This is a genomic window from Solibacillus sp. FSL H8-0523 (assembly GCF_038051985.1).
Taxonomy (GTDB): domain Bacteria; phylum Bacillota; class Bacilli; order Bacillales_A; family Planococcaceae; genus Solibacillus.
The window spans coordinates 3,287,930-3,313,186 of sequence record NZ_CP150291.1 but is presented as its reverse complement, the minus strand read 5'-3'; the positions used below and the strand labels follow the sequence as shown (position 1 = coordinate 3,313,186).

20 protein-coding genes and 1 riboswitch are annotated in these 25,257 nt (G+C 41.5%); of the genes, 15 read left to right on the top strand and 5 right to left on the bottom strand.

Features of this window, described 5'->3' with window-relative positions; all coding sequences use genetic code 11:
* Positions 1 to 39 precede the first annotated feature (39 nt).
* On the bottom strand, positions 40 to 570 hold the full coding sequence (locus NSQ62_RS16640; RefSeq protein ID WP_341321209.1) for a C39 family peptidase: 531 nt from the start codon (positions 568 to 570) through the stop codon (positions 40 to 42).
* Between the two features lie 120 nt (positions 571 to 690).
* Between NSQ62_RS16640 and NSQ62_RS16635 the strand changes: the two genes are divergently transcribed.
* Together NSQ62_RS16635 and NSQ62_RS16630 are read left to right on the top strand one after the other, a co-directional pair.
* On the top strand, positions 691 to 1,218 hold the full coding sequence (locus NSQ62_RS16635; RefSeq protein ID WP_341321208.1) for a sigma-70 family RNA polymerase sigma factor: 528 nt from the start codon (positions 691 to 693) through the stop codon (positions 1,216 to 1,218).
* The gene (locus tag NSQ62_RS16630; RefSeq protein ID WP_341321207.1) at positions 1,187 to 2,968 is read left to right on the top strand and encodes a hypothetical protein; all 1,782 of its coding nucleotides are present in this window, start codon (positions 1,187 to 1,189) and stop codon (positions 2,966 to 2,968) included. Before NSQ62_RS16635 ends, NSQ62_RS16630 begins: the two co-directional genes overlap by 32 nt.
* A 42-nt stretch (positions 2,969 to 3,010) precedes the next feature.
* Here NSQ62_RS16630 and NSQ62_RS16625 read toward each other — a convergent pair whose 3' ends face one another.
* A complete protein-coding gene (locus NSQ62_RS16625; RefSeq protein WP_341321206.1) occupies positions 3,011 to 3,622 on the bottom strand; it encodes an NAD(P)-binding oxidoreductase in 612 nt (203 codons plus the stop codon).
* A gap of 11 nt (positions 3,623 to 3,633) precedes the next feature.
* Complete coding sequence (locus NSQ62_RS16620) at positions 3,634 to 4,812, bottom strand: MFS transporter (RefSeq protein ID WP_341321205.1); 1,179 nt, start codon at positions 4,810 to 4,812, stop codon at positions 3,634 to 3,636.
* A gap of 163 nt (positions 4,813 to 4,975) precedes the next feature.
* Between NSQ62_RS16620 and NSQ62_RS16615 the strand changes: the two genes are divergently transcribed.
* Positions 4,976 to 6,253 carry a PQQ-binding-like beta-propeller repeat protein gene (locus tag NSQ62_RS16615; RefSeq protein ID WP_341321204.1) on the top strand — a complete coding sequence of 426 codons (1,278 nt, stop codon included), beginning with the start codon at positions 4,976 to 4,978 and terminating at the stop codon, positions 6,251 to 6,253.
* A gap of 590 nt (positions 6,254 to 6,843) precedes the next feature.
* Entirely contained in the window at positions 6,844 to 8,106 is a 1,263-nt protein-coding gene (gene ltrA, locus NSQ62_RS16610; RefSeq protein ID WP_341323894.1) for a group II intron reverse transcriptase/maturase, read from the top strand.
* Between the two features lie 141 nt (positions 8,107 to 8,247).
* Here ltrA and NSQ62_RS16605 read toward each other — a convergent pair whose 3' ends face one another.
* Positions 8,248 to 8,565 carry a thioredoxin family protein gene (locus NSQ62_RS16605; protein ID WP_341321203.1) on the bottom strand — a complete coding sequence of 106 codons (318 nt, stop codon included), beginning with the start codon at positions 8,563 to 8,565 and terminating at the stop codon, positions 8,248 to 8,250.
* 829 nt (positions 8,566 to 9,394) lie between these two features.
* Between NSQ62_RS16605 and NSQ62_RS16600 the strand changes: the two genes are divergently transcribed.
* From NSQ62_RS16600 to NSQ62_RS16555, 10 genes are all read left to right on the top strand, one after another.
* Positions 9,395 to 11,779 carry a 3-hydroxyacyl-CoA dehydrogenase/enoyl-CoA hydratase family protein gene (locus NSQ62_RS16600; protein WP_341321202.1) on the top strand — a complete coding sequence of 795 codons (2,385 nt, stop codon included), beginning with the start codon at positions 9,395 to 9,397 and terminating at the stop codon, positions 11,777 to 11,779.
* Positions 11,780 to 11,849: 70 nt separating this feature from the next.
* Positions 11,850 to 13,022: an acetyl-CoA C-acetyltransferase gene (locus tag NSQ62_RS16595; protein WP_341321201.1), complete on the top strand. Its 1,173-nt coding sequence runs from the start codon at positions 11,850 to 11,852 to the stop codon at positions 13,020 to 13,022.
* 51 nt (positions 13,023 to 13,073) lie between these two features.
* Positions 13,074 to 14,855 (top strand): acyl-CoA dehydrogenase family protein, encoded by a 1,782-nt coding sequence (locus NSQ62_RS16590; RefSeq protein ID WP_341321200.1) that lies wholly within the window; start codon positions 13,074 to 13,076, stop codon positions 14,853 to 14,855.
* Positions 14,856 to 15,175: 320 nt separating this feature from the next.
* The gene (locus tag NSQ62_RS16585; RefSeq protein ID WP_341321199.1) at positions 15,176 to 15,532 is read left to right on the top strand and encodes an arsenate reductase family protein; all 357 of its coding nucleotides are present in this window, start codon (positions 15,176 to 15,178) and stop codon (positions 15,530 to 15,532) included.
* Between the two features lie 80 nt (positions 15,533 to 15,612).
* On the top strand, positions 15,613 to 15,993 hold the full coding sequence (gene gcvH / locus NSQ62_RS16580; RefSeq protein ID WP_341321198.1) for a glycine cleavage system protein GcvH: 381 nt from the start codon (positions 15,613 to 15,615) through the stop codon (positions 15,991 to 15,993).
* A 76-nt stretch (positions 15,994 to 16,069) separates the two neighbouring features.
* On the top strand, positions 16,070 to 16,390 hold the full coding sequence (locus NSQ62_RS16575) for a toprim domain-containing protein (protein WP_341321197.1): 321 nt from the start codon (positions 16,070 to 16,072) through the stop codon (positions 16,388 to 16,390).
* A 13-nt stretch (positions 16,391 to 16,403) separates the two neighbouring features.
* Complete coding sequence (locus tag NSQ62_RS16570; protein ID WP_341321196.1) at positions 16,404 to 16,706, top strand: thioredoxin family protein; 303 nt, start codon at positions 16,404 to 16,406, stop codon at positions 16,704 to 16,706.
* 68 nt (positions 16,707 to 16,774) lie between these two features.
* A riboswitch (SAM riboswitch) is annotated at positions 16,775 to 16,878 on the top strand.
* Between the two features lie 128 nt (positions 16,879 to 17,006).
* The gene (locus tag NSQ62_RS16565) at positions 17,007 to 18,035 is read left to right on the top strand and encodes a methionine ABC transporter ATP-binding protein (RefSeq protein WP_341321195.1); all 1,029 of its coding nucleotides are present in this window, start codon (positions 17,007 to 17,009) and stop codon (positions 18,033 to 18,035) included.
* Positions 18,028 to 18,696: a methionine ABC transporter permease gene (locus NSQ62_RS16560; RefSeq protein WP_341321194.1), complete on the top strand. Its 669-nt coding sequence runs from the start codon at positions 18,028 to 18,030 to the stop codon at positions 18,694 to 18,696. Before NSQ62_RS16565 ends, NSQ62_RS16560 begins: the two co-directional genes overlap by 8 nt.
* Positions 18,697 to 18,839: 143 nt before the next feature.
* A complete protein-coding gene (locus NSQ62_RS16555; RefSeq protein ID WP_341321193.1) occupies positions 18,840 to 19,646 on the top strand; it encodes a MetQ/NlpA family ABC transporter substrate-binding protein in 807 nt (268 codons plus the stop codon).
* Positions 19,647 to 19,707: 61 nt separating this feature from the next.
* Here NSQ62_RS16555 and NSQ62_RS16550 read toward each other — a convergent pair whose 3' ends face one another.
* Positions 19,708 to 20,610 carry a LysR family transcriptional regulator gene (locus NSQ62_RS16550; protein ID WP_341321192.1) on the bottom strand — a complete coding sequence of 301 codons (903 nt, stop codon included), beginning with the start codon at positions 20,608 to 20,610 and terminating at the stop codon, positions 19,708 to 19,710.
* Positions 20,611 to 20,727: 117 nt separating this feature from the next.
* Here NSQ62_RS16550 and gltB point away from each other — a divergent pair, with 117 nt between their 5' ends.
* A complete protein-coding gene (gene gltB, locus NSQ62_RS16545; protein ID WP_341321191.1) occupies positions 20,728 to 25,248 on the top strand; it encodes a glutamate synthase large subunit in 4,521 nt (1,506 codons plus the stop codon).
* The last annotated feature ends 9 nt before the right edge of the window (positions 25,249 to 25,257 follow it).

Below are 25,257 nucleotides of genomic sequence, written 5' to 3'. Positions count from 1 at the left end.
TACAAGTAGAAAGCCAGACAAAAAAACGCTAACACAAGGTTAGCGTTTTTTCGGTTCGATTTTCACAAAGTCTAATACTTTGCGATTATCATCGTATTTAAATGTACGTACTTGGCTGTCGCGGTTGCGTCCACCATTATCGTGAATCGTTAAGTACAATTCATCGTCTTTCACTTCATAGCCAATGAGAGGTACCCAGTGGTATTTATAAAGCGGTTTATTTTTTGAGAAAAACTGCCATGAGAAATACGCATCAAAACGCATAGCAACAGGGTTGCCTACGCGCAACTGTTCGATTGCTTGTGTTAGCGTACATTCCTCTACGCACCAATCATCTCCTAGAAGCTTGCGTAAATTCCGAATCATGCGCCATTTAAAGAGGCCGATTTTTGTGCCACCGAGTAGTTTGTACAGCTCATTAATATCTTTTGTTACGACTTTTTCATCTTCTCGACATAAATAATTTAAAATAACATGAGCAGTTGTTGGTCCGCAGGCAGAGTTTTGAAGCTCGGGCCGGATATCTGCACTATATTGTGACCTACCATTGACATTTAGTAGTACTCGCATACTAGCACTCCTCTCGTCTTTATAAAGTTATAATATACCCAATAAACAAATTTTCAACCATTTGAAACTATTTCAAAGTGCGCACCGTCTAACGGTAAATTAAATTTAAAAGGTGGTGACATGATGCAGCTAGAGCAATTTATAAAAACACATGGTGAAGAGCTACTGCGCCTTGCGTATACATATGTGAAAAACAAAGAGGCAGCAGAGGATATCGTACAGGATGTGTTACTGAAGGCATTTGAGCAGCACGACCAATTTCGCGGTGAAGCCAGCTATCGCACCTATTTATATCGTATGACCATTAATCGGAGTACTGATTATTTACGCAGCTGGAGCTATAAAAATACCATTTTAACTGAAAAATTTCAAAAATTGATTAAAGGAACAAAGTCAGCCGAGCAGGAAGTACTGGTGCTATCGGAAAATCGTACTTTAGGTGAGGCGGTGCTCAACTTGCCCGTGAAATACCGGGAAGTCATTATTCTCTATTATTACAAAGAGCTAAAAATTGATGAAATTGCCGAGATGCTATCGTGTTCAGACAATACGGTGAAAACAAGACTAAGGCGCGGACGCGAAAAGTTAAAGCAAACGTTGGAAGGAGGTGCGTGGGATGACGAGTTCTCAAGTGAAAAAAGCTATTGATGAAACGATTGGTAATGAGCCACTGATGAACGAGGCGTTTGTACAAAAAGTAATGGACGGGAAAAAGAAACGTAAAAAACAGGTACCATTTTTCCAGCCAGCACTCGTTGCTATATTGATGCTACTAATTGGCGCGGTGCTTTATTTTACACCGCAGGAAACAAAGCAAGCGGTAGAAATTAATGAGGCCTATTTAACAGATAGTGAAGAGCAATTAATAGGGCAATATTATGCAGCAATTGCACAGCAAGATGAAAAAACTTTAAAGAAAATCGCGATAACGAATGCGGAGGAAGCATTTTTTCGCTATAGCAGCTTTGATTTAGCTGGTCCGCTTCAAGTGCTTCGTACAATTGATGAAACGTATTCGACAACAGTATTATTAAGGCTACCGCGTCCAGATGGTGAAGAGCTAATTGATACACTTGTTATCAATAAGCAAACAAACAAAGTTGAAGTCGACGCACGACAAACTATGAAATATTATGTAGACAATGTAGAGTTGCCAAAAGAGTTCGCATTTACTTACCGAGATGCTCCATTAGCACCAATCATTAAAAATGAGAAGGTAAATGTCAAAAATGCGATGATGCAAACATTGAGTGGTCACACATTGTATCAAATTCAACAGGCAGAAGGGGTACGACGTGTATTGGAAACGCCTAATGGTCAGATGTTGGATTTAGGTATTGCTAGTACAGGAACAACATACTTTCATGATGGAGGAGATGGACGCTTTTACTTCATTGATAGTGAAACGATGAACATGGTATTTATTTATCGAAACGAAGGAGCAGACTATCAAATCGTTTCTGGGCAACTTAAATATCCAGGTGTAACAATGTATAAGACTGACTTTATCGAAGAACATGTTGTATTACTAGGTGGTCATGAACCAAAGTCGATTATTATTGAAAATGGTCAACTGCACTATGCGAATATTTTTGAGCAAGTAGAGCTGTATAATTCGCCGTTGTTATATCGTACAGAAGCGGTTGGTGCAAACTTATTAGTCATTTATCAAGAAGATGACAAGCAACTTTCGTCATATTATCAATTTACGGCAAAAGAGTTGTTAATGAATAGTAGTAAAGTGGATATGCTTGAAGCGAAGCCAGAGCATTTCAAAGATTTATGGCTACAAAACCGCTATAAGGACCAATATATTTATATTTTTAATGATGGCATGCTTCATACACGTGAGCGTGAAAATGCCGCGATGGACGTCGTTGAAAAAACATATACGAATATTCAAATTGAAACAAAGGATGATCAGTATTTCATTACAGGCGATAACGGCTTTAGTTGGACATTAACGCGCACCGCACCGCGTATCTTGCAGGATGAAAAGGGAATTGAATATACGGTGCCGATTGCATTTGAAGAACTGAAAGAAATGCGACAAGATGTACTAGAAGATGACGTTCGAAGTTTAAGGCTGTATGAGCAAGGTGGTAGTGGTATGAATGCCTATGTGCTCGAGGAAGATTTACCGCGTGTTAATGAATTGTTTACAGAAGCAACACCTAATAAAGAGTTGATTACACTAGAAAATACCGATTTAAAAATTGAAATTGAGTACAATAACGGCAAAAAAGTCACGTTTGATTTATGGCTACGAGAAGGTGAGAGCATTATACGAAATCCGTATCCATTAGATGACATGTATTCGATGTTCCGTATTCCAAATGCATTAGCCGATGAGTTCCGACAACTTTTGCAGCGACTTGAAGAAATCGACAATAAATAAAAGATGAACCCTATCTCAACGTAGAGATAGGGTTCGTCTTTGTTAGCCGCATAAACCAACTGATGCATTTTCATATTTCGCATCATCTAATGCTTTAACCATAAAGTGTGCAACGCTTGCACGTGGAATCGAGCTAGACCCTTTTGGCACGCTATCAAATGATTCTTTGTAATCTATTTTAAGTGGCTCATCTTTTAAGCCCATTGGACGCGCGATTGTAAATGTAACGCCCTTTGATTTGTAGTAGTTTAAGGCAGCACGGTGATCGGCTAATGGATTCGCAAGCATTTTCATCATCATCTTGCCCATAATGCCTGGGATTTCACGGTCAACACCAGCAGATGCACAGTATACTAAACGTTTCACGCCCGCTTGTTCCATACCGTCTGCAATGTTTTTGCCCATTGTTTCAAGTTCGTTTGATTTTTTTACACCTGTGCTAGAACCAACACAAGAAATGACTGCATCGTGTCCAGGAATTGCTGCGGCAACTTGCTCAGCGTTAAATGCATCCCCTTGAATCACGTTTACGCCTGTTGTTTTTAATTTTTCAGGTGTGCGGACAAATGCTGTTACCTCATGCCCTGCGTTTTTTGCCATTTCGACAACGTGTTGACCAACGCCACCTGTTGCCCCAAAAATAATTACTTTCATATAAATCCTCCTTATATCGCTTTTTGTGTTTTCGTACCTTTCCACATAAATGTGAAAATAGTTGTTCCTATTAATATAATAAGCCCAGCAATGAATGGATACAAAATTCGAATATCATATAATGCTCCGGCGAGTAGCGGTCCTAAAATATTTCCGATACTCATATAGGCATTATTCATCCCCATCGCAAAGCCTTGTTCATTACCAGCTAGCTTTGAAATCAGTGTGGTTAATACTGGGCGTAAAATCGATGTCGCTAAGAAAATTAATAGCGAAATCGCAAAGAATATATTGTAGCTGTTGGCGATAATCGATAGAAGGAAACCAAATGCGGTTACCATTAAAAATAAACGTAACACATTTAATTCGCCCATCGCTTTTACAATCCAATCCACAACAAACAGCTGCATAATGACACCAACTAAGCCTGTTGCAGTAACCATAAACGCAATTTCCTGCGGTGTCGCACCGAATTGATCGTCTACATAAAGGCCGAGTACGGTTTCATAGGCCATTAACCCGAAGCTCATAATGAGTGTAATGATAAGTGGGATGAAGAACGGTTTTTTTACCGAAAGGATAATGTCTTTCACCATCGAAGAATCTGGTTGCTGCGACATATCCATTTTCTCTAACTGGCTTTCCTTTAATGTGAAAAATGATACCACAAACGCTAAAAGTCCAACAATCGCTGACACAAGTAGCGGCATTTTTAAACCGAAATCTGCTAAAAATCCACCAATACCAGGGCCAATTACAATCCCTAATGACATCGCAGCAGAAATAAAGCTGTTACCCTTTGCACGTTGATCCATTGTCGTAATATCCGCTACATATGCATAAATCGCTGGAATTAAAAAGGCACAGCCAATCCCACCAATCGCGCGTGATACATAGAGTAACGCAATAGAATCTGCAAAGTAAAAGATAAACATTGAGATTGCTAATGTGAGTAGCCCGATATTAATAAGCGGACGGCGACCATATTTGTCGGTCCACTTCCCGCCAATCGGTGATACTAAAAATTGAGCGAATGCAAAAATCGCAATAATCAGCCCGGCAGCGGTTCCGCCTTGGCCTAATTCTTTTAAATAAGCGGGAATAATCGGAATGATAATCCCAAAGCTTCCAACTGCAATAAACATATTGAGCATAAGAAGCGCTAGTTTTTTTCGTTGATCTGAAGTCATTGTAATTCCTTTCGTCTAACAAATTGGCTAGACCATTGTAATATGGAAAGCTAGTGAATACAAATATAGCATTCAAAACGTAACTGTTACGATTTATATTGACAAGCGATTTTTGGCGCGTTACATTATAAAACGTAAACATTACTATTTAGAGGTGAAGGAATTGAAATTATCAAATTGGAAAAGTATTGCACTATTATCAGTATTAACATTAAGTTTAGCAGCATGTAATACAGATGAAGTAAAAGAGGAAAAAACAGCCGAGCAAGTAACGGCACATGTACATAAAGACGAAGCGGGACATAATAAAGAAACAGAACACCATGATGAGCACGAGCATGAGGAAGCATCAAACTTACGCTTTGTTGTCAGTACAGCGGATGGTGTGAAGGTGTTAGATGACAAGTACGCAGAAATTAAAGATTTTGCAATTGGTCAGCATGCGTTTAACGTAACCGATGATGGACGCTACGTATTTGCGCGCGATGCTGCAAATAAAGATTCGTATACATTAATTGATTCAGGTCTTTATGTAGAAGACCATGGGGATCATGCACATCCTTACACTGAGGAACCAGCAATTGCAAAAACAGAACGCGCGGCTGATAAACCAGCACATATGATTAGTCATGCAGGACGTACGGCAATCTTTAATGATGGCAACGGTGAAGTAGATGTTTATACGAACGCTTTACTTGCAACAGATAACTTAAAACCGGATTACACATACAAAGGCATCGCACATCACGGTGCATCCGTACCATTATCGAATGGCTTCTTAGCAACAACATTTGTTGAAAAAGAAGGCGATGCATTGCCAACAGGTGTGAAAATCGTTGATAAAGACGGCATCGAGCAAGCTGTTATTACAGATAGCTGCGCCGGTCTACATGGTACAGCTTATGGCGGTAAAGGCGACGCAGAAAAATTAGCATTTGGCTGTATGAGCAAAGTCGTTGTCTATGATGTCGCTACAAACAAAGTGACAGATATTGTCTTACCAGATGAAGGTGCACGTGTCGGGACAGTGAAGCATGTAGGCGGCAGTGATTATTTCTTCACGAATTATTCTGTAGGAAATGAAGCGCAAACAAAAGTTGGTGTCATCAACAGCAAAACAGGCGAACTAAAATTAGTGGAGCTACCAAGTGCTTATAAATCAGCGATACTTGTAACAGAGGATGATACTGCCTATGTATTAGCAGAAGACGGCAATCTATATGCGGTTGATTTAAAAACAGCAAAAATCAGCTTAACAATTTCGGCATTCAATCCATTTAGCTTAGATGAAGAGGCACCGGTATTATTTGAAGCGAATCATCATATCTATGTATTAATGCCAAGCTATCAAAAATTATACCAAGTACACGGCAACCACACAGATGAAGTCGTTAAATTCGATTTCGAGCCAACTGCAATTGTTCCGATTCAAGCGCATTAAAAAAACGAAGCTCACATTTGTGGGCTTCGTTTTTGCTTGTGCGCCCGGCATGCGCATGAACTATAGGGTGCAAGTCCCGAACCCCGAAGACAGAAGTAGAGGTTAGCCAAAAGCAAGGGTGTCCGTGGCGACGCGGAATCTGAAGGAAGCTGGCGGCAAAACACCGGTCCGAGGAACACGAATCTCATAGAAGGCTAGGTATGATTGGATGAATCTGCAAGACAAGATAAAGTCCCTTCTGTCGAAGGTCATATCAAGTAAATGAGGCGGATAGATGGTGTGAAAGTGCATGCGCTTACCCGGGGAGGTCTGACAGTAATGTGAAGTACCCTTCATAACCTACTTGGTGACAAGTAGCTGAACTGTCAGAAGTCAGCAGAGGTCATAGTACAAGTAAGTCTAGAATTACTTGGAAGGACTGAACAATTAGGAGAGAATAGCCCTTGGCTTTCCAATTAGGATGAACGAACACAGAAAACAGTAGAAACCTCACGCTTAGAAAGTAGTGGTGAATTCCACGAGGGTATTTGCGGAGGGTGTAGTCCAGTTGGGTAAAAGAAGAACAGCTATTCACGGAAAGGAACGAAATGGTGATGTTGAATCAAATTTTGGAGCGACAAAACATGATACAAGCATTAAAGCGAGTAGAAGCGAATAAAGGAAGCCACGGAGTAGACATGATGCCCGTACAAACCGTACGACAGCACATCCTCGAAAATTGGCATACGATTAAATCGCAGATTTTAGATGGTACCTATGAACCGCAGCCAGTCCGTCGTGTCGAAATCCCGAAACCAGATGGCGGTGTGCGCTTATTAGGAATACCAACCGTGACAGACCGTTTGATTCAACAAGCCATCTCGCAGATTTTATCAAAAGAATATGACCCAACATTTTCAGACCACAGTTATGGCTTTCGTCCAAATCGAAGCGCTCATGATGCGGTCAGAAAAGCGAAAGGCTATTTAAAAGAGGGCTATCGATGGGTGATTGATATGGATTTGGAGAAATTCTTTGATAAGGTCAACCATGACCGTCTAATGGCAACATTAGCAAAACGAATTTCAGATAAACCATTATTAATACTGATTCGTAAATACCTCCAAGCGGGTGTCATGATAAATGGAGTAGTTTCAAGTACAGAAGAAGGGACACCTCAAGGTGGTCCTTTAAGTCCTTTACTTTCTAATATCGTCTTAGACGAACTCGATAAAGAATTAGAGAAACGTGGACATAAATTCGTTCGATACGCAGATGACTGTAATATTTATGTGAAAACAGAGCGTGCAGGAATACGGGTAATGGCAAGTGTACAGCGATTTATCGAAGGAAAACTTCGCCTGAAAGTAAATGAAAAGAAATCAGCGGTAGACCGTCCGTGGAACCGTAAATTCCTAGGCTTCAGTTTTACACATCATAAAGAACCGAAAGTTCGCATTGCGAAATCAAGCCTCATACGAATGAAGAAGAAAATACGAGAAATTACCTCAAGAAAGATGCCTTATTCCATCGAATACAGAATCGAAAAGTTGAATCAATATCTGATAGGTTGGTGTGGCTACTTCGCTCTAGCGGATACGTACTCCATATTTAAAGCATTAGATGGCTGGATTAAACGAAGATTACGTATGTGTTTGTGGAAGAATTGGAAGAACCCCCGAACAAGAGTCAGAAATCTCATTCGTCTAAAAGTACCTTACGGGAAAGCATACGAGTGGGGAAATACCCGAAAAGGGTACTGGCGCATTTCAAATAGCCCCATATTACACAGAACCCTCGGCAATTCCTATTGGGAAAGCCAAGGGCTGAAAAGTCTGCAAGTTCGTTACGAAACTTTGCGTTATTCATCTTAATTGAACCGCCGTATACGGATCCGTACGTACGGTGGTGTGAGAGGTCGGGAGTTAATCACTCCCTCCTACTCGATTACGGCTAGGTTAAAGCGCCAGCCCCTCCAACGTTTCTCGGGGCTAAACGGGCGCTTTACCTTTTGATTAAACTTGTGCGTTTAAGAATTCTTCTACTTGTGCAGGTGATTTTGCATTAGCGCTATGTAAGTGAGCTAATTTTTCACCGTTTTTGAAGATTAATAGTGAAGGAATCCCCATTACTTGATACTTCTCAGCTAAATCTGGGAAGTTATCACGGTTTAAAGAGTACCAGTCATATTGGCTATACTCTTCGATAATTGGATCGATGAACATATCCATACGTGTGCAATCTGGGCACCAGCCAGCGAAGAACTTAACGATGACCGCTTTGTCTGTCCCTGTTAATTCTGTAAATTGTTCAATTGTTGTAATTTCTTGCATGTGTATCACGCTCCTTTAAGCTCATTGTACACGAAACGAGTCGATTACGAAAAGTAATTAAACTTTCTATATTATTATTATTATTAATCTCCGAAGTTACGGATGACAAAGTAATAAAAATAAAATGATCCTTATAATGCGGTTCCGTTCTGCTACGCTACGGCGGACGCTTTCCGCGGGCACGGCTCCAACTAATTTTTTGTGCCTCTTACGGCGGCACAAAAAATGGATTTTCCGCACGCGCTGTTCCCGCAGGAGTCTGCCGCCTTCGCTCCGCGCCACTTTGGTATAAAGTGAGCCTTCTTGATAAAATTATTCAACACTTAAATTGAAATAATATTCCCTTTAAAAAGATTAGTTTTAATTAAGGAAATACTAAACTTAATTGAATAACTTGATAAAAGTAAAAAATTATGATTAAAAGTATGATAAAGGAAATAAGAAAAAATTTTTCAACATCCGCCGCCTCGCGATAGCGCAAGCGACTTGATTTTGCGCACTTGAATTTGTAAAGAGAGTAATATTTTGTATCGGCAGGCCTCACACGCGGCATTAAAGACAGTAGTATGGACACGTACCGCGTGGCCATAATGCTGTCATGCCGTAGCCTACCAATAAAATTGCAAAACTTATTACTAAAACAATCTCTTGATATATGGAACAACTATTTTAATTAAAATATAAGAATAATTTATTTGTTATAAATTGTGAGAAAATTATTGCGTAAATTGTCAAAATAATCTACACTAAGAACAGAAAAGCTGTTTGAAGTTTTTTTTTCATTTCAAAATGAATGACTGTTCATTCAAGGGAGAAGGGGGAAGTGCTCGTGTCTTACAAAATTCAAAAAGTAGCGGTTTTAGGTTCAGGGGTTATGGGTTCAGGTATTGCAGCACATTTAGCAAATATCGGTATTCCTACATTATTATTAGATATCGCACCGAACGAGCTTACAAAAGAAGAAGAGGCAAAAGGTTTAACACTTGATGCAAAGGCGGTAAAAAATCGTTTTGTTAATTCGGCCGTGCAAAAGCTATTAAAGCAGAAGCCAGCACCACTTTCAGCGAAAAAAAATCTAGCATTAATTACACCAGGTAACTTCGAAGATGATTTAGACAAGTTAAAAGATGTTGATTGGATCATCGAAGTTATCGTAGAAAAATTAGACATTAAAAAAGGGTTATTCGAAAAGATTGATGCAGTTCGTAAACCAGGCTCAATCGTATCATCGAATACTTCAGGGGTAAGCATTAACGCGATGGCAGAAGGGCGCTCGGAAGATTTCCAAGCACATTTCCTTGGCACACACTTCTTCAACCCGCCACGCTATTTAAAATTACTAGAAGTCATTCCATCAAACACAACAAAGCCAGAAGTGGTAGCGTTTATGCAAGAATTCGGTGAAGACGTGCTTGGTAAAGGGGTAGTAATCGCCAAGGATACACCAAACTTCATTGCAAACCGCATTGGTACGTATGGTTTAATCGTCACAATGAACGAAATGATCGCCCGCAACTACTCAGTAGGTGAGGTAGATTCGGTAACAGGTCCAATTATCGGTCGCCCGAAATCAGCGACATTCCGTACACTAGATGTTGTCGGACTTGATACATTCGCACATGTTGCGAAGAATGTCTATGACCATGCAACAGGCGAGGAAAAAGAAGTATTTGATGAATCACCAATCTTAAACAAAATGATTACAAACGGTTGGTTAGGCGCAAAATCAGGCCAAGGCTTCTTTAAAAAAGAAGGCAAAGCGATTTTAGAGCTGAACCTATCAACATTTGAATATGAACCAGTTAAAAAACTAGCAGCACCATCACTTGAAATGGCCAAGCAAGCAAGAGGTCCAGGCGGTAAATTAAAAACGTTAATTTACGCAAAAGATCGTGTCGGCGAATTATTATGGAACTCATTCGCACCAACATTAATCTACTCGGCACAGCTTACAGGTGAAATCGCAGACGACATTTTAGCAATCGACAACGCGATGAAATGGGGCTTCGGTTGGGCACAAGGTCCATTCGAAATGTGGGATGCAATCGGCGTAGAAAAATCAGTTGCTAAAATGAAAGAGGAAGGCCGCGAAATTCCTGCATTTGTAACAGCACTTTTAGAAAAAGGGCTGACAACGTTCTACTCTGAAATCGACGGCGACTTAACTTACTACAACGGCACGGAGTACGTAAAAGTACCAGTGAACGAAAAAGCGATCGACTTAAAACGCTACAAGAAAAAACATGGTGTCATTAAGTCAAATTCAGGGGCAAGCCTAATCGATTTAGGTGACGGCATTGCACTTCTTGAATTCCACTCAAAATCTAATGCAATCGGCTTAGATATCATACAAATGATTAACTTTGCAGTTGATGAAGTAGAGAAAAACTACAAAGGGCTTGTTATTGGTAACCAAGGCAAGAATTTCTGCGTAGGTGCAAACCTGGCGATGATTTTAATGGAAGCACAAGACGATAATATTTTCGAGCTTGATTTCGTCATTAAGTCATTCCAACAAGCGATGCGTCGTATTAAGTATTCAACAAAACCAGTTGTGGCAGCACCATTCCAAATGGCTTTAGGTGGAGGTGCAGAAGTATGTTTACCAGCTGCACACATCCAAGCATCTGCGGAGACGTATATGGGGCTTGTTGAAGTAGGTGTTGGCTTAATCCCAGGTGGTGCAGGTAACTTAGGACTTTACCAAAAGTTCATTAAAGGCTTACCGAATGGCGTAGAAATCGACTATCAAAATATTGCCAACAAAGTGTTTGAAACGGTTGCGATGGCAAAAGTTTCAACATCAGGTGAAGAAGCGCGTGAAAACAACTTCTTAAACTTCGCAGACGGGATCTCTGTAAACCCAGATCACCTAATTTATGACGCAAAACAAGCGGCATTATCACTTGCGAACGCAGGCTATACAGCACCGGTAAAAGGTAAAGTAAAAGTAGTCGGCGCACCAGGTTATGCGACATTACTACTTGGCGCACAAGGCATGTTTGACTCAGGTTACATTTCTGAGCATGACTTAAAAATCGCGAAAAAGCTTGCGTACGTCATCGCAGGCGGTAAAGTACCATACGGAACAGAAGTGTCTGAAGAGTACTTATTAAACTTAGAAAAACAAGCCTTCCTAGAGCTTGTTGCAGACCAAAAATCACAAATGCGTATGCAGCACATGCTTGTAAAAGGAAAGCCGTTACGTAACTAATGAAGCGTTCATGAAAATACTTTGCTAGCAAGAAACACTTGCTAGCCCATTACAAGGGGGAAACATCATTATGCGTGAAGCCGTTATCGTTGCAGGTGCACGAACACCAATTGGTCGAGCAAAAAAAGGAACACTTGCGAACACTCGTCCAGATGACTTTGGTGCAGTAGTAGTAAAAGAAACGTTAAAACGTGCGGGCTATGAAGGTCCAGTTGATGATTTAATTATGGGTTGTGCAATGCCAGAAGCAGAGCAAGGTATGAACGTTGCCCGCTTAGTTGGTGCGTTAGCAGGCCTTCCAGATACAACACCTGCTTTAACAGTAAACCGCTTTTGTTCTTCAGGCTTACAAACAATTGCTTATGCTGCTGAGCGCATTATGCTTGGTCATGCGAAAGCAATCGTAGCAGGCGGGACAGAATCAATGAGTATGATTCCGATGACAGGAAACACGGTGCGCTTAAATCCGAAATTAGCGGAAGAAGCACCACAGTACTACATCGGTATGGGTCACACAGCGGAAGAAGTAGCAAATCGCTACAACGTCAGCCGTGAAGATCAAGATGCATTCGCGGTACGTTCACATGAATTAGCTGAAAAAGCAACTAAAGAAGGCAAATTCAAAGATGAAATCGTACCAGTAGAAGTCATCGAATATTATGTAGATGAAAACAATCAATTAAAAGAAAAGAAGAAAATTTTTGATACAGATGAAGGCGTTCGTCCAGGAACATCGGTTGAAGGTTTAGCGAAATTACGCCCAGCATTCAACGTAAAGGGTTCAGTAACAGCCGGGAATGCTTCACAAACGTCAGACGGTGCAGCAGCAGTACTTGTGATGGACCGTGAAGAGGCAGAAAAGCTGGGCATGAAGCCACTTGCAAAATTCTTAGGTTTTGCAGTAGGCGGCGTACCACCAGAAGTAATGGGAATCGGTCCAATCGTTGCCGTACCAAAAGCGTTAGAAATCGCAGGCATTACACAAGACCAAGTGGATTTATGGGAAATTAACGAAGCGTTTGCTTCACAATCCATTCAAGTTGTACGTGAGCTAGGCATTGATATGGACAAAGTAAACGTAAACGGCGGCGCGATTGCATTAGGGCATCCACTAGGGGCTACAGGTGCCATTCTATCAATCAAGCTAATTAACGAATTAAAACGTCGTGGCGGTAAATACGGTGTCGTAACAATGTGTATCGGCGGCGGTATGGGCGCAGCAGGCGTGTTTGAAGTACTGTAAGTGAATCAATAAAAGGGTTAATCACAAAGGGAAACTAGGGAGGAATTCATAATGGAACAAACAACAAACATCATTAAAGGCGGCGGCTTCTTAATCGAGGACGTAGAAATCGATCGCGTATTTACGCCAGAGGATTTCACAGATGAGCAAAAAATGATTGCACAATCGACACAAGATTATGTGCAAACAGAAGTTGTACCAGTAATCGAGAACTTAGAGCACCATGAATTCGAGCATTCTGTACGCTTACTTAAAAAAGCGGGTGAACTAGGTTTATTAGCAGCTGACGTACCAGAAGAATACGAAGGTCTTGGCTTAGACAAAATTTCTTCAGCATTAATCGCTGAAAAAATGTCACCAGCTGGCGGCTTCTCAATCACACACGGTGCACATGTAGGAATTGGTTCTTTACCAATCGTATTATTCGGTAACCATGAGCAAAAAACACAATACTTACCGAAGTTAGCTTCAGGTGAATTAATTGCAGCTTATGCATTAACAGAGCCAGGTTCAGGTTCAGATGCACTGGGCGCGAAAACAACAGCGAAGTTAAACGAAGCGGGCACACATTACGTCTTAAATGGTGAAAAACAATGGATTACAAACGCAGGCTTTGCAGATGTATTCGTAGTTTACGCGAAAATTGATGGCGAGCACTTCACAGGCTTCATCGTTGAGCGTTCATTCCCAGGCGTTTCTGTAGGTCCAGAAGAGAAGAAAATGGGTATTAAATCATCTTCTACACGTACATTAATCTTAGAAGATGCACAAGTACCAGTAGAAAACGTATTAGGTGAAATTGGCCGTGGTCACGTGATTGCGTTCAACATCTTAAATATCGGTCGTTATAAATTAGGTGTGGGTACGGTAGGGGCTTCGAAGCGTGCATTTGAGCTGGCGGTAGCTTACACAAACCAACGTCAACAATTCAAAACGAAGCTATCAGACTTCAACTTAACAAAAGAGAAAATCGCGACAATGGCGTCTCATATTTATGCGTCTGAGTCATTAAACTATCGTACAGTTGGTTACTTCGAGGACCGCTTAAACCAGTTATCTGAAGCAGAACAAAAAGACGGTAAGGCAATCGCTGGTGCCATCGCAGAATACGCAATCGAGTGCTCAATCGCGAAAGTATTCGGCTCTGAAACATTAGATTACGTTGCTGACGAAGCTGTGCAATTACACGGTGGTTACGGCTTTATGGCTGAGTACGAAGTAGAGCGTATTTACCGCGACTCTCGTATTAACCGTATTTTCGAAGGAACAAACGAAATTAACCGTATGATCGTGCCAGGCACATTCATGAAAAAAGCGTTAAAAGGTGAGTTACCACTATTACAAGTGGCACAAGAGTTACAAAACGAGCTATTAATGTTAATGCCTGAAGAAATCGGTACAGGAGCATTAGAGCAAGAGAAGTATTTAGTGAAGAACGCGAAGAAAATCGCGGTACTTGTAGCAGGTGCAGCAGCACAACGCTTCGGTGCGAAATTAGATGCAGAGCAAGAAATCCTTGTAAACATCGCAAACATTGCAAACCAACTATACGCAATGGAATCAGCTGTCATCCGTACGCAAAAAGCAATCGCGCGTGATGGTGAAGAAAAAGCAGCGCAAAAAATTCTTTACACACAAATTTTCTGCCAAGAAGCATTTGCAGAGATCGAAAAAGAAGCAAAAGAAACATTAATCGCATCAGTAGAAGGCGATGATGCACGTATGATTCTTTCAGCATTACGTAAATTAACTCGTAACAACCCATACAATTTAATTCCGAAAAAACGCGAAGCTTCAGCAAAATTAATCGAAGCTGAAAAATTCGTCGTTTAATTAGATACTGTAAAACGAGATGTAGGGCCCTGCATCTCGTTTTTTCTTTTTCGGTGTCTAGGCTAAAGCGCCAGCCCCTCGCATCTTTAGGTCCCGCCTTGAGATGCGTGGTTAAGCGTTACTTTCTAGTCGGGCCCTACAAAGCTTGAGGCTCACACGATGTGAGTCACTTCGGGCATGCCACATGGATGTGGCGTTTTGACCGATCGGGGCTTAGAGGGCGCTTTAGCACTTTTCTTATTATTATAGAATATTGCTCGATTTGTTTAAGTATTTCGATTACAATAAAGGGAAATTCATTACACAAAGGGAGCAAAAAAATGTCAATTCAATTTATTCAATATCCGAAATGTACAACGTGTAAAAAGGCGCAAAAGTGGTTAGACGACAATGGTGTCGCGTATGACAGCGTCCATATCGTGGAGCAAACGCCTTCTAAAGAGCAATTACAAGCATATTATGAACAAAGTGGCTTACCATTAAAAAAATTCTTTAACACATCAGGCGTGAAGTACCGTGAGTTAGGTTTAAAGGACAAGTTAGCAACAATGTCTGAGGACGAGCAATTATCGCTTTTAGCATCAGATGGCATGTTAATCAAACGACCACTTGTAACGGATGGTAAAAAATTAACATTAGGATTTAAGGAGTCTGACTTCTTAGAAACTTGGAAATAAACTGCGAATTGCGTTGAATTTCCGAACGAACTATGGCAAAATGAAGTGGAATGTACTACATATTATTTGGAGGTTTTCTCATGAACACACCTAAAGACTTACGTTATACAAAAGAACACGAGTGGGTAAAAATTGAAGGTAACAAAGCAACAATCGGTATTACAGACTTCGCACAATCTGAATTAGGCGACATCGTTTTCGTTGAGCTACCAGAAGTAGGCGACGAAATTTCTAAAGATCAACCATTTGGTAGTGTTGAATCAGTAAAAACAGTTTCTGAACTTTACGCACCTGTGTCAGGTAAAGTAGTAGCTGTGAACGATGAATTATCGGATAGCCCAGAGTTCGTGAATGAATCTCCATACGAAACAGCGTGGATGATTACAATCGAACTTTCTGACGAAGCTGAGCTAGAAGAATTAATGGCTGTTGACGCATACGCAGCATTAATCGAGCAATAAGATTCAAACGCCAAAGCCTATGATGTTTAGGTTTTGGCGTTTTTTGGTTATGTTCATTGAATAGGAGGTGGCATTCATGAGAAAATGTCTTGTCGTAGAAGGACGGGCAGACAAACTGCGTTTAGTGCCGATCTTAGCAGAGGAAGTAACGATACTTTGTACAAACGGCACAATTAGCGAAGTCGATTTAATTGATTTATTGGAAGCTTTTGAGCATGATGAAATCGTAACTTTTTTTGATGCGGATAAGAATGGTGAAAAATTGCGGAAGCTTATGAACCGAGTGTACCCAGAAGCCAAGCAATATACGATTCCTGCACAATATATCGAAGTGGAGAAAACACCGACAGCCATCCTGCGTGATTTATTACAGCAGGCGAAATTTTTAGTTAGATAGGAATGACATCTTGATGGAACAATGGACAAGACCAGAATGGGAACAAACGATACAGCAACAAGGGAAAAGTGCATTTTTTATTTATACACCGCTTTGTGGCACATGTGATGTGGCCAAGAAATTTTTGGGAGTGATTGAGCAATTACTACCAGATTTGCCCCTAGGTATGGCAAATATCAACTATTTAGGGGATTTAGCATATGAGCTAAAAATTGAAAGTGTGCCTTGTTTAATCGTTTCGAATAACGGAGAGATCGAACAAAAAATCTATGCATTTCAATCCGTACCATATTTGTACGAAATATTAAAAAAATAATTGACGTCTTTGCTTCAGCGTGTTAAAGTAACATTCATAATAGTCAAACAACAAACTTAATAGCGTTACTCTTATAAAGAGAGGTGGAGGGAAGTGCCCTATGAAGCCCGGCAACCAGCAGCGATGCAAAGGTGCCAATTCACACAAAGTTTAAGACTTTGAAAGATGAGAGAACGGTTCTACGTATATATTTGCGAAACCTTTCTACTTGTCATCAGGTAGAAAGGTTTTTTTATTGTTCAAACAAGCAAACAATTGAACATAACGAAGAGGTTATTTCAAGCTAAAGGAGTTCACGCAATGATTGATATAAAAAATATATCGAAAGTGTACAAAACGAAAAACGGTGAACTAACAGCTGTGGACGATGTAAACTTATCGATTGCTAAAGGTGAAATTTTCGGGATTATCGGATACAGTGGTGCCGGTAAAAGTACGATGATTCGTCTATTAAACGGCTTAGAAAAGCCAACAACTGGCTCCGTTATTGTAAGTGGTCAGGATATTGCAAAAGCGTCAGGTAGTCAGCTACGCGAGGCGCGCCAGAAAATTAGTATGATTTTCCAACACTTTAATTTACTTTGGTCACGTACGGTGGAAGAAAACATCTCGTTTCCACTTGAAATTGCCGGTGTAGCAAAGGACAAGCGTCAAAAGCGTGTGGATGAATTGATTGAACTAGTTGGTTTAAAAGGGCGCGGTAAAGCGTATCCCTCCCAATTATCAGGTGGTCAAAAGCAGCGTGTCGGCATTGCCCGCGCGTTAGCAAACAACCCAGAAGTATTGCTTTGCGACGAAGCAACATCCGCACTTGATCCGGAAACAACGGACTCGATTTTAGAGTTACTACTGGACATTAATAAACAAATTGGATTAACGATCGTGCTCATTACACATGAAATGCACGTTATCCGCAAAATTTGTAACCGTGTCGCTGTGATGGAAGCAGGGAAAGTGGTTGAGCAAGGCGATGTTTTAACGGTATTCCAAAACCCACAAGCACCGATTACGAAAAACTTCGTGTCACAAGCTTCCGGGGAAACACAGGAAATGCAAGACTCACTCGAGCAAATTTTAGCGAGCTACCCATCAGGAAAAATCGTGAAGTTAACATTTACTGGGGCAACAACCGAGCAACCGGTTATCTCGCAAATTATTAAAGAGTTTAATCTTGTCGTCAATATTGTGCACGGCAAAATTTCAAATACAACAGGTGGTTCATTTGGTACGCTGTTCATCCATATTGATGGGGATAAAGCGCAAGTAACGGAAGCCTTAAATTTCTTAACGAAGCAAGCCATTCAAACGGAGGTGATTGAGCATGATTGATCAGTTATTTCCGAACGTCGATTGGGGTAAGATGCTGGATGCCACATATGAAACGCTCTATATGACAACCATCGCAACAGCGGTGACATTCGTACTTGGGATATTAATTGGGATTGTCTTATTCTTAACGAGTGACAATCAGCTATGGGCGAATAAAATTGTGAATTTTTTAACGGGTTCAATCGTCAATATTTTCCGTTCGATTCCGTTTATCGTGTTAATCATTTTATTAATCCCGTTCACGAAGTTTTTACTCGGTACCATCCGTGGTGCAAACGCGGCATTACCGGCTTTAATTATCGGCGCAGCACCATTTTATGCGCGTATGGTATTAATCGCACTACGCGAAATTGATAAAGGTGTGATTGAGGCAGCGCGTTCAATGGGCGCGAAAACGTCGACAATTATTTGGAAAGTGTTAGTGCCAGAAAGCTTACCGGCCTTGATTTCGGGGATTACAGTAACAGCAGTCGCACTTGTCGGCTATACAGCGATGGCCGGTATTATCGGTGCAGGTGGTTTAGGGAACTTAGCCTTCCTTGACGGCTTCTCACGTAACCGAACAGACGTAACGTTAATGGCAACAGTCATTATTTTAATCGTTGTATTTATCATTCAATACATCGGTGACTTCATTACAACAAAAGTGGATAAACGATAGTTAGGCTTCTAGGCCGTAATTATATAACCAATGCTTTTTCGGACATGCATCTCTTAGAGGTGCCTCTGTAGGGTGAATTTCCAGAATATAAAAAATGTTCGATGAAGTTTTGGTGCTAAAAACAAAGAATAGAGGGAAAAACGATGAAAAAATTATTATCTTCAGTATTATTAGGTGCTTCAGTGCTTGCGCTAGCAGCATGTGGCGAAGACGAATCGACATTAAAAGTAGGTGCTTCAAACACACCACACGCGGTCATTTTAGAGCAAGTAAAACCAATTTTAGAAGAGCAAGGCATTACACTAGAAATCGAAACGTACCAAGATTACGTGTTACCAAACCAAAACTTAGAGTCTGGTGACTTAGATGCGAACTATTTCCAACACATTCCGTACTTCGAAGCTCAAAAAACGGAATTCAACTATGATTTCGCGAACGCTGGTGGCATTCACATCGAGCCAATCGGTATTTACTCTAAAAAATATGCATCGTTAGAAGAGCTTCCTGAAGGCGCAACAATTTTACTTTCAAACTCTGTAGCAGACCACGGTCGTATGCTGTCATTACTTGAAGCACAAGGCTTAATCAAATTAACAGACGGTATTGATAAAACAACAGCGGAACTAAAAGATATTGTAGAAAATCCGAAAAACTTCGTATTTGACCACAATACAGCAGCAGAATTATTATTCCAAATGTACGATAACGAAGAGGGCGATGCGGTATTAATCAACTCGAACTTCGCCATCGACAACGGCATTAACCCATTAGAAGATTCAATTGCAATCGAGTCTGGTGATTCACCATACGTAAATATCATCGCGGTTCAATCTGGTGATGAGGATTCAAAAGAAATTAAAGCATTAGTTGAAGCATTACACTCAAAAGAAATCCAAGACTTCATCGTTGAAGAATGGGGCGGTTCAGTCGTTCCAGTTGACGGTAAATAATTAAATCGCTCTATAAAGCAAAAGCCATTTTCCGAGACTAAATTCGGGAAATGGCTTTTTTCTACTGAAACCTCGATAACCGTGAATAAAAATTAGACACAAAATCGACAAACACTTTTTCAGATGGGGCAAGCTCGCGCGATGTTGGTGCGATAATGCCGACTGTTCTGCGAATGGCTGGACTTGTAATGGGCATCTTCACCGTCATCCGTGGTGTTGAATCGTACAGGGAGCTTTCAGGTAAAAGTGTGACGCCAATGCCCGCAGCAACCAACCCTTTTAGTGCATCCATATCCTCGCCCTCAGAAGTAATCGATGGCACAAAGCCTGCTGATCGACATGCATCAATCGCGACCTTTTGTAAAATATACCCTTCAGGGAATAATACGAAATTATCATTTTTTAAATCGATTAAATTGATAGAGTCACGCTTTGCGAGTTCGTGTGTTGCGGGAAGTAGTGCGTGAATGCTTTCGCTAAACAGCACGGTCGTGTTGATTGATTCATCTTTTGGTGGTAAGGGACCGAGCAATGCCAAATTAAGCTCACGGTTTTTTACGGCCTCAATTAAATACTTATATGAGCCTTGGCGTAAGTGGAATGAAATTTCAGGGTACTCTTTTTTAAATGCAGAAATGACAGTTGGTAATACGTAACTGGCTAAGCTTGTTGGGAAGCCAACTTTAATCGTTCCTTTTTGAGGGTCTAAATATTCCTCTACTTGCTTGGCGGCAAAATCAATTGCCTTCAGTGCGGTAATACTGTGTTCTAAAAAAGTTTTACCAATCGGTGTCAGTTTGACGTTACGTCCGACACGCTCAAAAAGTGGCGCTCCGAGCTCCTCTTCCAGGTTGGCGATTTGACGGCTAATCGCAGACTGGGCAACGTGTAGATGCTCTGCTGCTTCGGAAATATGTTCGCGCTCTGCTACCTCGACAAAGTAACGTAATTGTCGTAATTCCATAAATCCCACCCCATTCATCTAAAAAGTAGATTGTTTCTATCCAAACTATATATTGTTTATATTATTTTGAAAACTTTAAAATGTAAATACGTAGTGAAAGAATGAGGGGGAATTATTATGAATTTTCACCAGTTACCGAAAGCACAAGGCTTGTACGATCCGCAGTTTGAACATGACGCATGTGGTATCGGGATGTATGCAAATATGAAGGGAAAACCTTCACATCAAATCGTAAAAAATGGTTTAGAGATGTTATGTCGCTTAGAACACCGTGCTGGACGTGGGGGAGACGGTAAGACAGGTGACGGTGCAGGGCTTATGGTGCAAATTCCAGATGCTTTCTTCAAATTAAATTGTCCGGAACTAAATTTACCTGAAAAAGGTACTTACGGCGTTGGTCAAATGTTTTTTACAGACAATACAGACGAACGTTCACAAATTGAACACAAAATGAATGAGCTAATCGCCGAGGGAGGCCAACAATTAATCGGCTGGCGTACAGCTCCTATAAATAAAGAAAATTTAAGTGAAATCGCAAAATCAAGCGCACCTGTTGTTCGTCAAGTTTTCATTGGGTCAAACGTAGCGGATTCAAAAAGCTTTGAGCGTAAATTATATGTCATTCGTAAACAGTTAGAGCACTGGGCGAACGAGCAAGGCTTCGAGCTATACATTCCAAGTCTTTCAAGTCAGACAATGGTCTTTAAAGGCTTATTAGCGCCTGAGGAAGTAAGTGACTTCTATATTGATTTACAGGATGAAAGTTTCGTATCGGCGCTCGCGCTTGTACACTCACGTTACTCAACGAATACATTCCCGTCTTGGAAACGTGCCCATCCAAACCGCTACATCATCCATAACGGGGAGATTAACACACTGCGCGGTAACATTAACTGGATGCGTGCACGTGAGCAACAGTTCGTTTCTGAAGCGTTTGGGGATGATTTAGAAAAGCTTCTACCAATCATCGATACAACTGGCTCCGATTCATCGATGCTGGATAACGCATTTGAATTTTTCGTATTAGCAGGTCGTACACCAGCTGAAACGGCCATGATGATGATTCCAGAGCCGTGGACAGAAAATCCGCGCATTGAGGAAGACCGTAAAGACTTTTATCAATATCACGCAAGCCTAATGGAGCCTTGGGATGGACCAACTGCCATTTGTTTCACAGACGGCAAGCAAATTGGGGCCATTTTAGACCGTAATGGCTTACGTCCAGGTCGACTGTACGTTACAAAGGACGACCATGTGATTTTCTCTTCTGAAACAGGCGTTGTTGATTACGCAGAGGAAGATATTTTATATAAAGACCGTTTAAGCCCAGGCCGCATGCTGTTAATCGATTTAGAGCAAGGAAAAATCATTTCAGATGAAGAGCTTAAAGCAGAAATGGCCGCAGCACAGCCTTATAAACAGTGGTTAGAAGAAAATATGGTAAAGCTTGATGTGACAGAAGAACAACAAGCACACGTAAATGACTTAACATTGCGTCAAAAAATTCATGGCTACACGTATGAAGACGTACAAAAATATATCGTACCATTAGCAAAAGACGGAAAGGATCCATTGGGCTCAATGGGTAATGACTCACCACTAGCGGTATTATCAGATCGCCCGCAGTCATTATTTAATTACTTCAAGCAACTTTTTGCGCAAGTAACAAACCCGCCAATCGATTCAATTCGTGAGCATGTTGTGACATCAACAATGACAATGCTTGGCGCAGAGGGAGATTTACTGCACCCGACAGCTCGTAACGCACGTCGCATCATTTTAGAAACACCGGTATTAACGACAGCCGAGTACGAAAAGCTATTAGACAACGTGGATGCTGACTTTGAAGTAGCAGAAATCTCACTAAAATTTACGGAATCTTTAGAAAATGAATTAAACCGTATTAAAACAGAAGCGGAAGCGGCGATTTTTGGTGGTCGCACAATCATTGTATTAAATGACTATGTAGAAGATGCGAAACAGCTGACAATTCCCGTGTTGCTTGCAGCAAGTGCGATTCATCAATATTTAGTACGCATCGGCTTACGTACGAAAGCAAGCATTCTTGTGAATAGTGCAGAGACTCGTGAAGTCCATCACTTCGCTGCCTTAATCGGCTTTGGTGTTGACGCCATTCACCCGTACTTAGCGTACGCAACGATTACAGAAGCCATTGACAACAAACACTTAGACGTATCATTCGAAAAGGCCGTTCAAAAATTCCGTAAAGGTGCGGCAGATGGCGTTGTGAAAGTGATGTCGAAAATGGGTATTTCAACGGTCCAATCTTACCGTGGGGCACAAGTATTTGAAGCAGTCGGTATTTCAAAAGTGGTGATTGATGATTACTTCACAGGAACAGCGTCTCAAATTGACGGCATCGATTTACAAACAATTGGTGAAGAAGCACAGCGTCGCCATACAGCAGCACTCGAATCGATGTCAGCTGAATTACAATCAGGCTCAGAATTCCAGTGGCGTGCAGATGGGGAGCATCATGCATTCAACCCAAAAACAATCCATACACTACAATGGGCAACACGTAAAAATGATTACGGGCTGTATCGCATGTATGCAGAAATGGCCAATGAGGAGCGTATCGGCTTCTTACGTAATCTATTTGAATTTAAAAAGGCAGAGCGTCGTTTGCCAATGGAGGAAATTGAATCGGTAGAATCGATTGTGAAACGCTTTAAATCAGGCGCGATGTCATTTGGATCGTTATCAAAAGAGGCGCATGAAACATTGGCGATTGCGATGAATAAGCTAGGAGCACGCTCAAACTCAGGGGAGGGCGGCGAGGATCCAGCTCGCTTTGTACTCGATGCGAACGGTGATAACCGCCGTTCAAGTATTAAGCAAATCGCGTCAGGCCGTTTCGGAGTGAAATCGCATTATCTTGTGAATGCGGATGAATTACAAATTAAAATGGCGCAGGGAGCAAAGCCAGGTGAAGGTGGTCAATTACCAGGCAACAAGGTGTATCCTTGGGTAGCAGATGTACGTGGTTCAACACCGGGGGTAGGCTTAATTTCACCACCACCACATCATGATATTTATTCGATTGAGGATATGGCCGAGTTAATCCATGACTTAAAAAATGCGAATCGTTATGCGCGTATTTCGGTAAAGCTTGTCGCAAAAGCGGGTGTTGGGACAATTGCAGCGGGTGTTGCAAAAGGTGCAGCAGACGTCATCGTTATTTCAGGCTATGACGGCGGTACAGGGGCATCTCCGAAAACGTCGATTAAACATACAGGGTTACCATGGGAGCTAGGCTTAGCCGAGGCGCACCAAACGTTAATGTTAAACGGCCTGCGTGACCGCGTAGTACTTGAAACAGATGGGAAGCTCATGACGGGGAAAGATGTTGTCATGGCAGCCTTACTTGGTGCAGAGGAATACGGCTTTGCGACAGCACCATTAATCGTTTTAGGCTGTGTCATGATGCGTGCGTGTCACTTAGATACATGTCCAGTTGGGGTCGCAACGCAAAATCCGGAGCTACGTGCGAAGTTTATGGGGAACGCCGATCATGTCGTCAATTATATGCGCTTTATCGCAGAAGAAATGCGTGAATACATGAGCATTTTAGGCTTCCGTACCGTAGAAGAAATGGTTGGTCGTACAGACGTCCTACAAATTTCCGAGCGTTCAAAAAAGCACTGGAAAGCAAGTCAGCTGGATTTATCCGCATTGCTGCACCAGATGCAAGGAGTGCGCACAAAGCAAGTTGAGCAAGATCATCAAATCGCAGAAAGCTTTGATGTGCGTGAGTTATTACCAAAAGTAGAAAAAGCCATTGCGGATAAAGAAGCGATTGAACTTAGTTATCCAATCAAAAATACGGACCGCGTTATGGGGACGATTGTAGGGAGTGAAATTTCACGTAAATATGGTGAGGTTGGTCTACCGGACAATACGATCAAGTTAACGTTCACAGGTCATGCGGGCCAAAGCTTTGGCGCGTTTACACCACGTGGTATGGCGATGCGCGTTATTGGAGACGTGAATGACTACTTTGGTAAAGGCTTATCAGGTGGTAAAGTCGTTGCCATTGCGCCAATTAAGGGCGAGCAAGAAAGCAACGTCATTGCGGGCAATGTGTGCTTATATGGTGCGACGAGCGGGCAAGCGTTTATTAACGGACGCGCGGGTCACCGCTTTGGTGTTCGTAACTCCGGTGCGAATATCGTCGTAGAAGGTATTGGTGATCACGGCTGTGAGTATATGACGGGCGGTAAAATCATTGTCTTAGGCGATGTCGGTCAAAACTTTGGTGCAGGGATGTCGGGTGGTATTGGCTACATCCTACCGAGCGACGAAGCATACTTTAAAGCGCAATGTAATATGGAAATGATTCAATTTGAAAAGTTAGAAGATGCCTCAGAAATCGACCAGGTGCGCCAGTTAATTATTAAACACTTAGAAGAAACAGATAGTTCATACGCGCTTGATGTGTTAGCGAAGTGGGAGCTGATGGTACCGAAATTTGTCAAAGTGGTACCGACCGATTATAAAGTGATTATCGAAAAAATCGAGCGCCATAAATTAAATGGCTTAACAGATGATAATGCGGCGATGCAAGCCTTTGTGGAAGTAACGGAAAGTCAGAAAAAGCTTGTGAGTTCGAAATAAGAGGAGGGG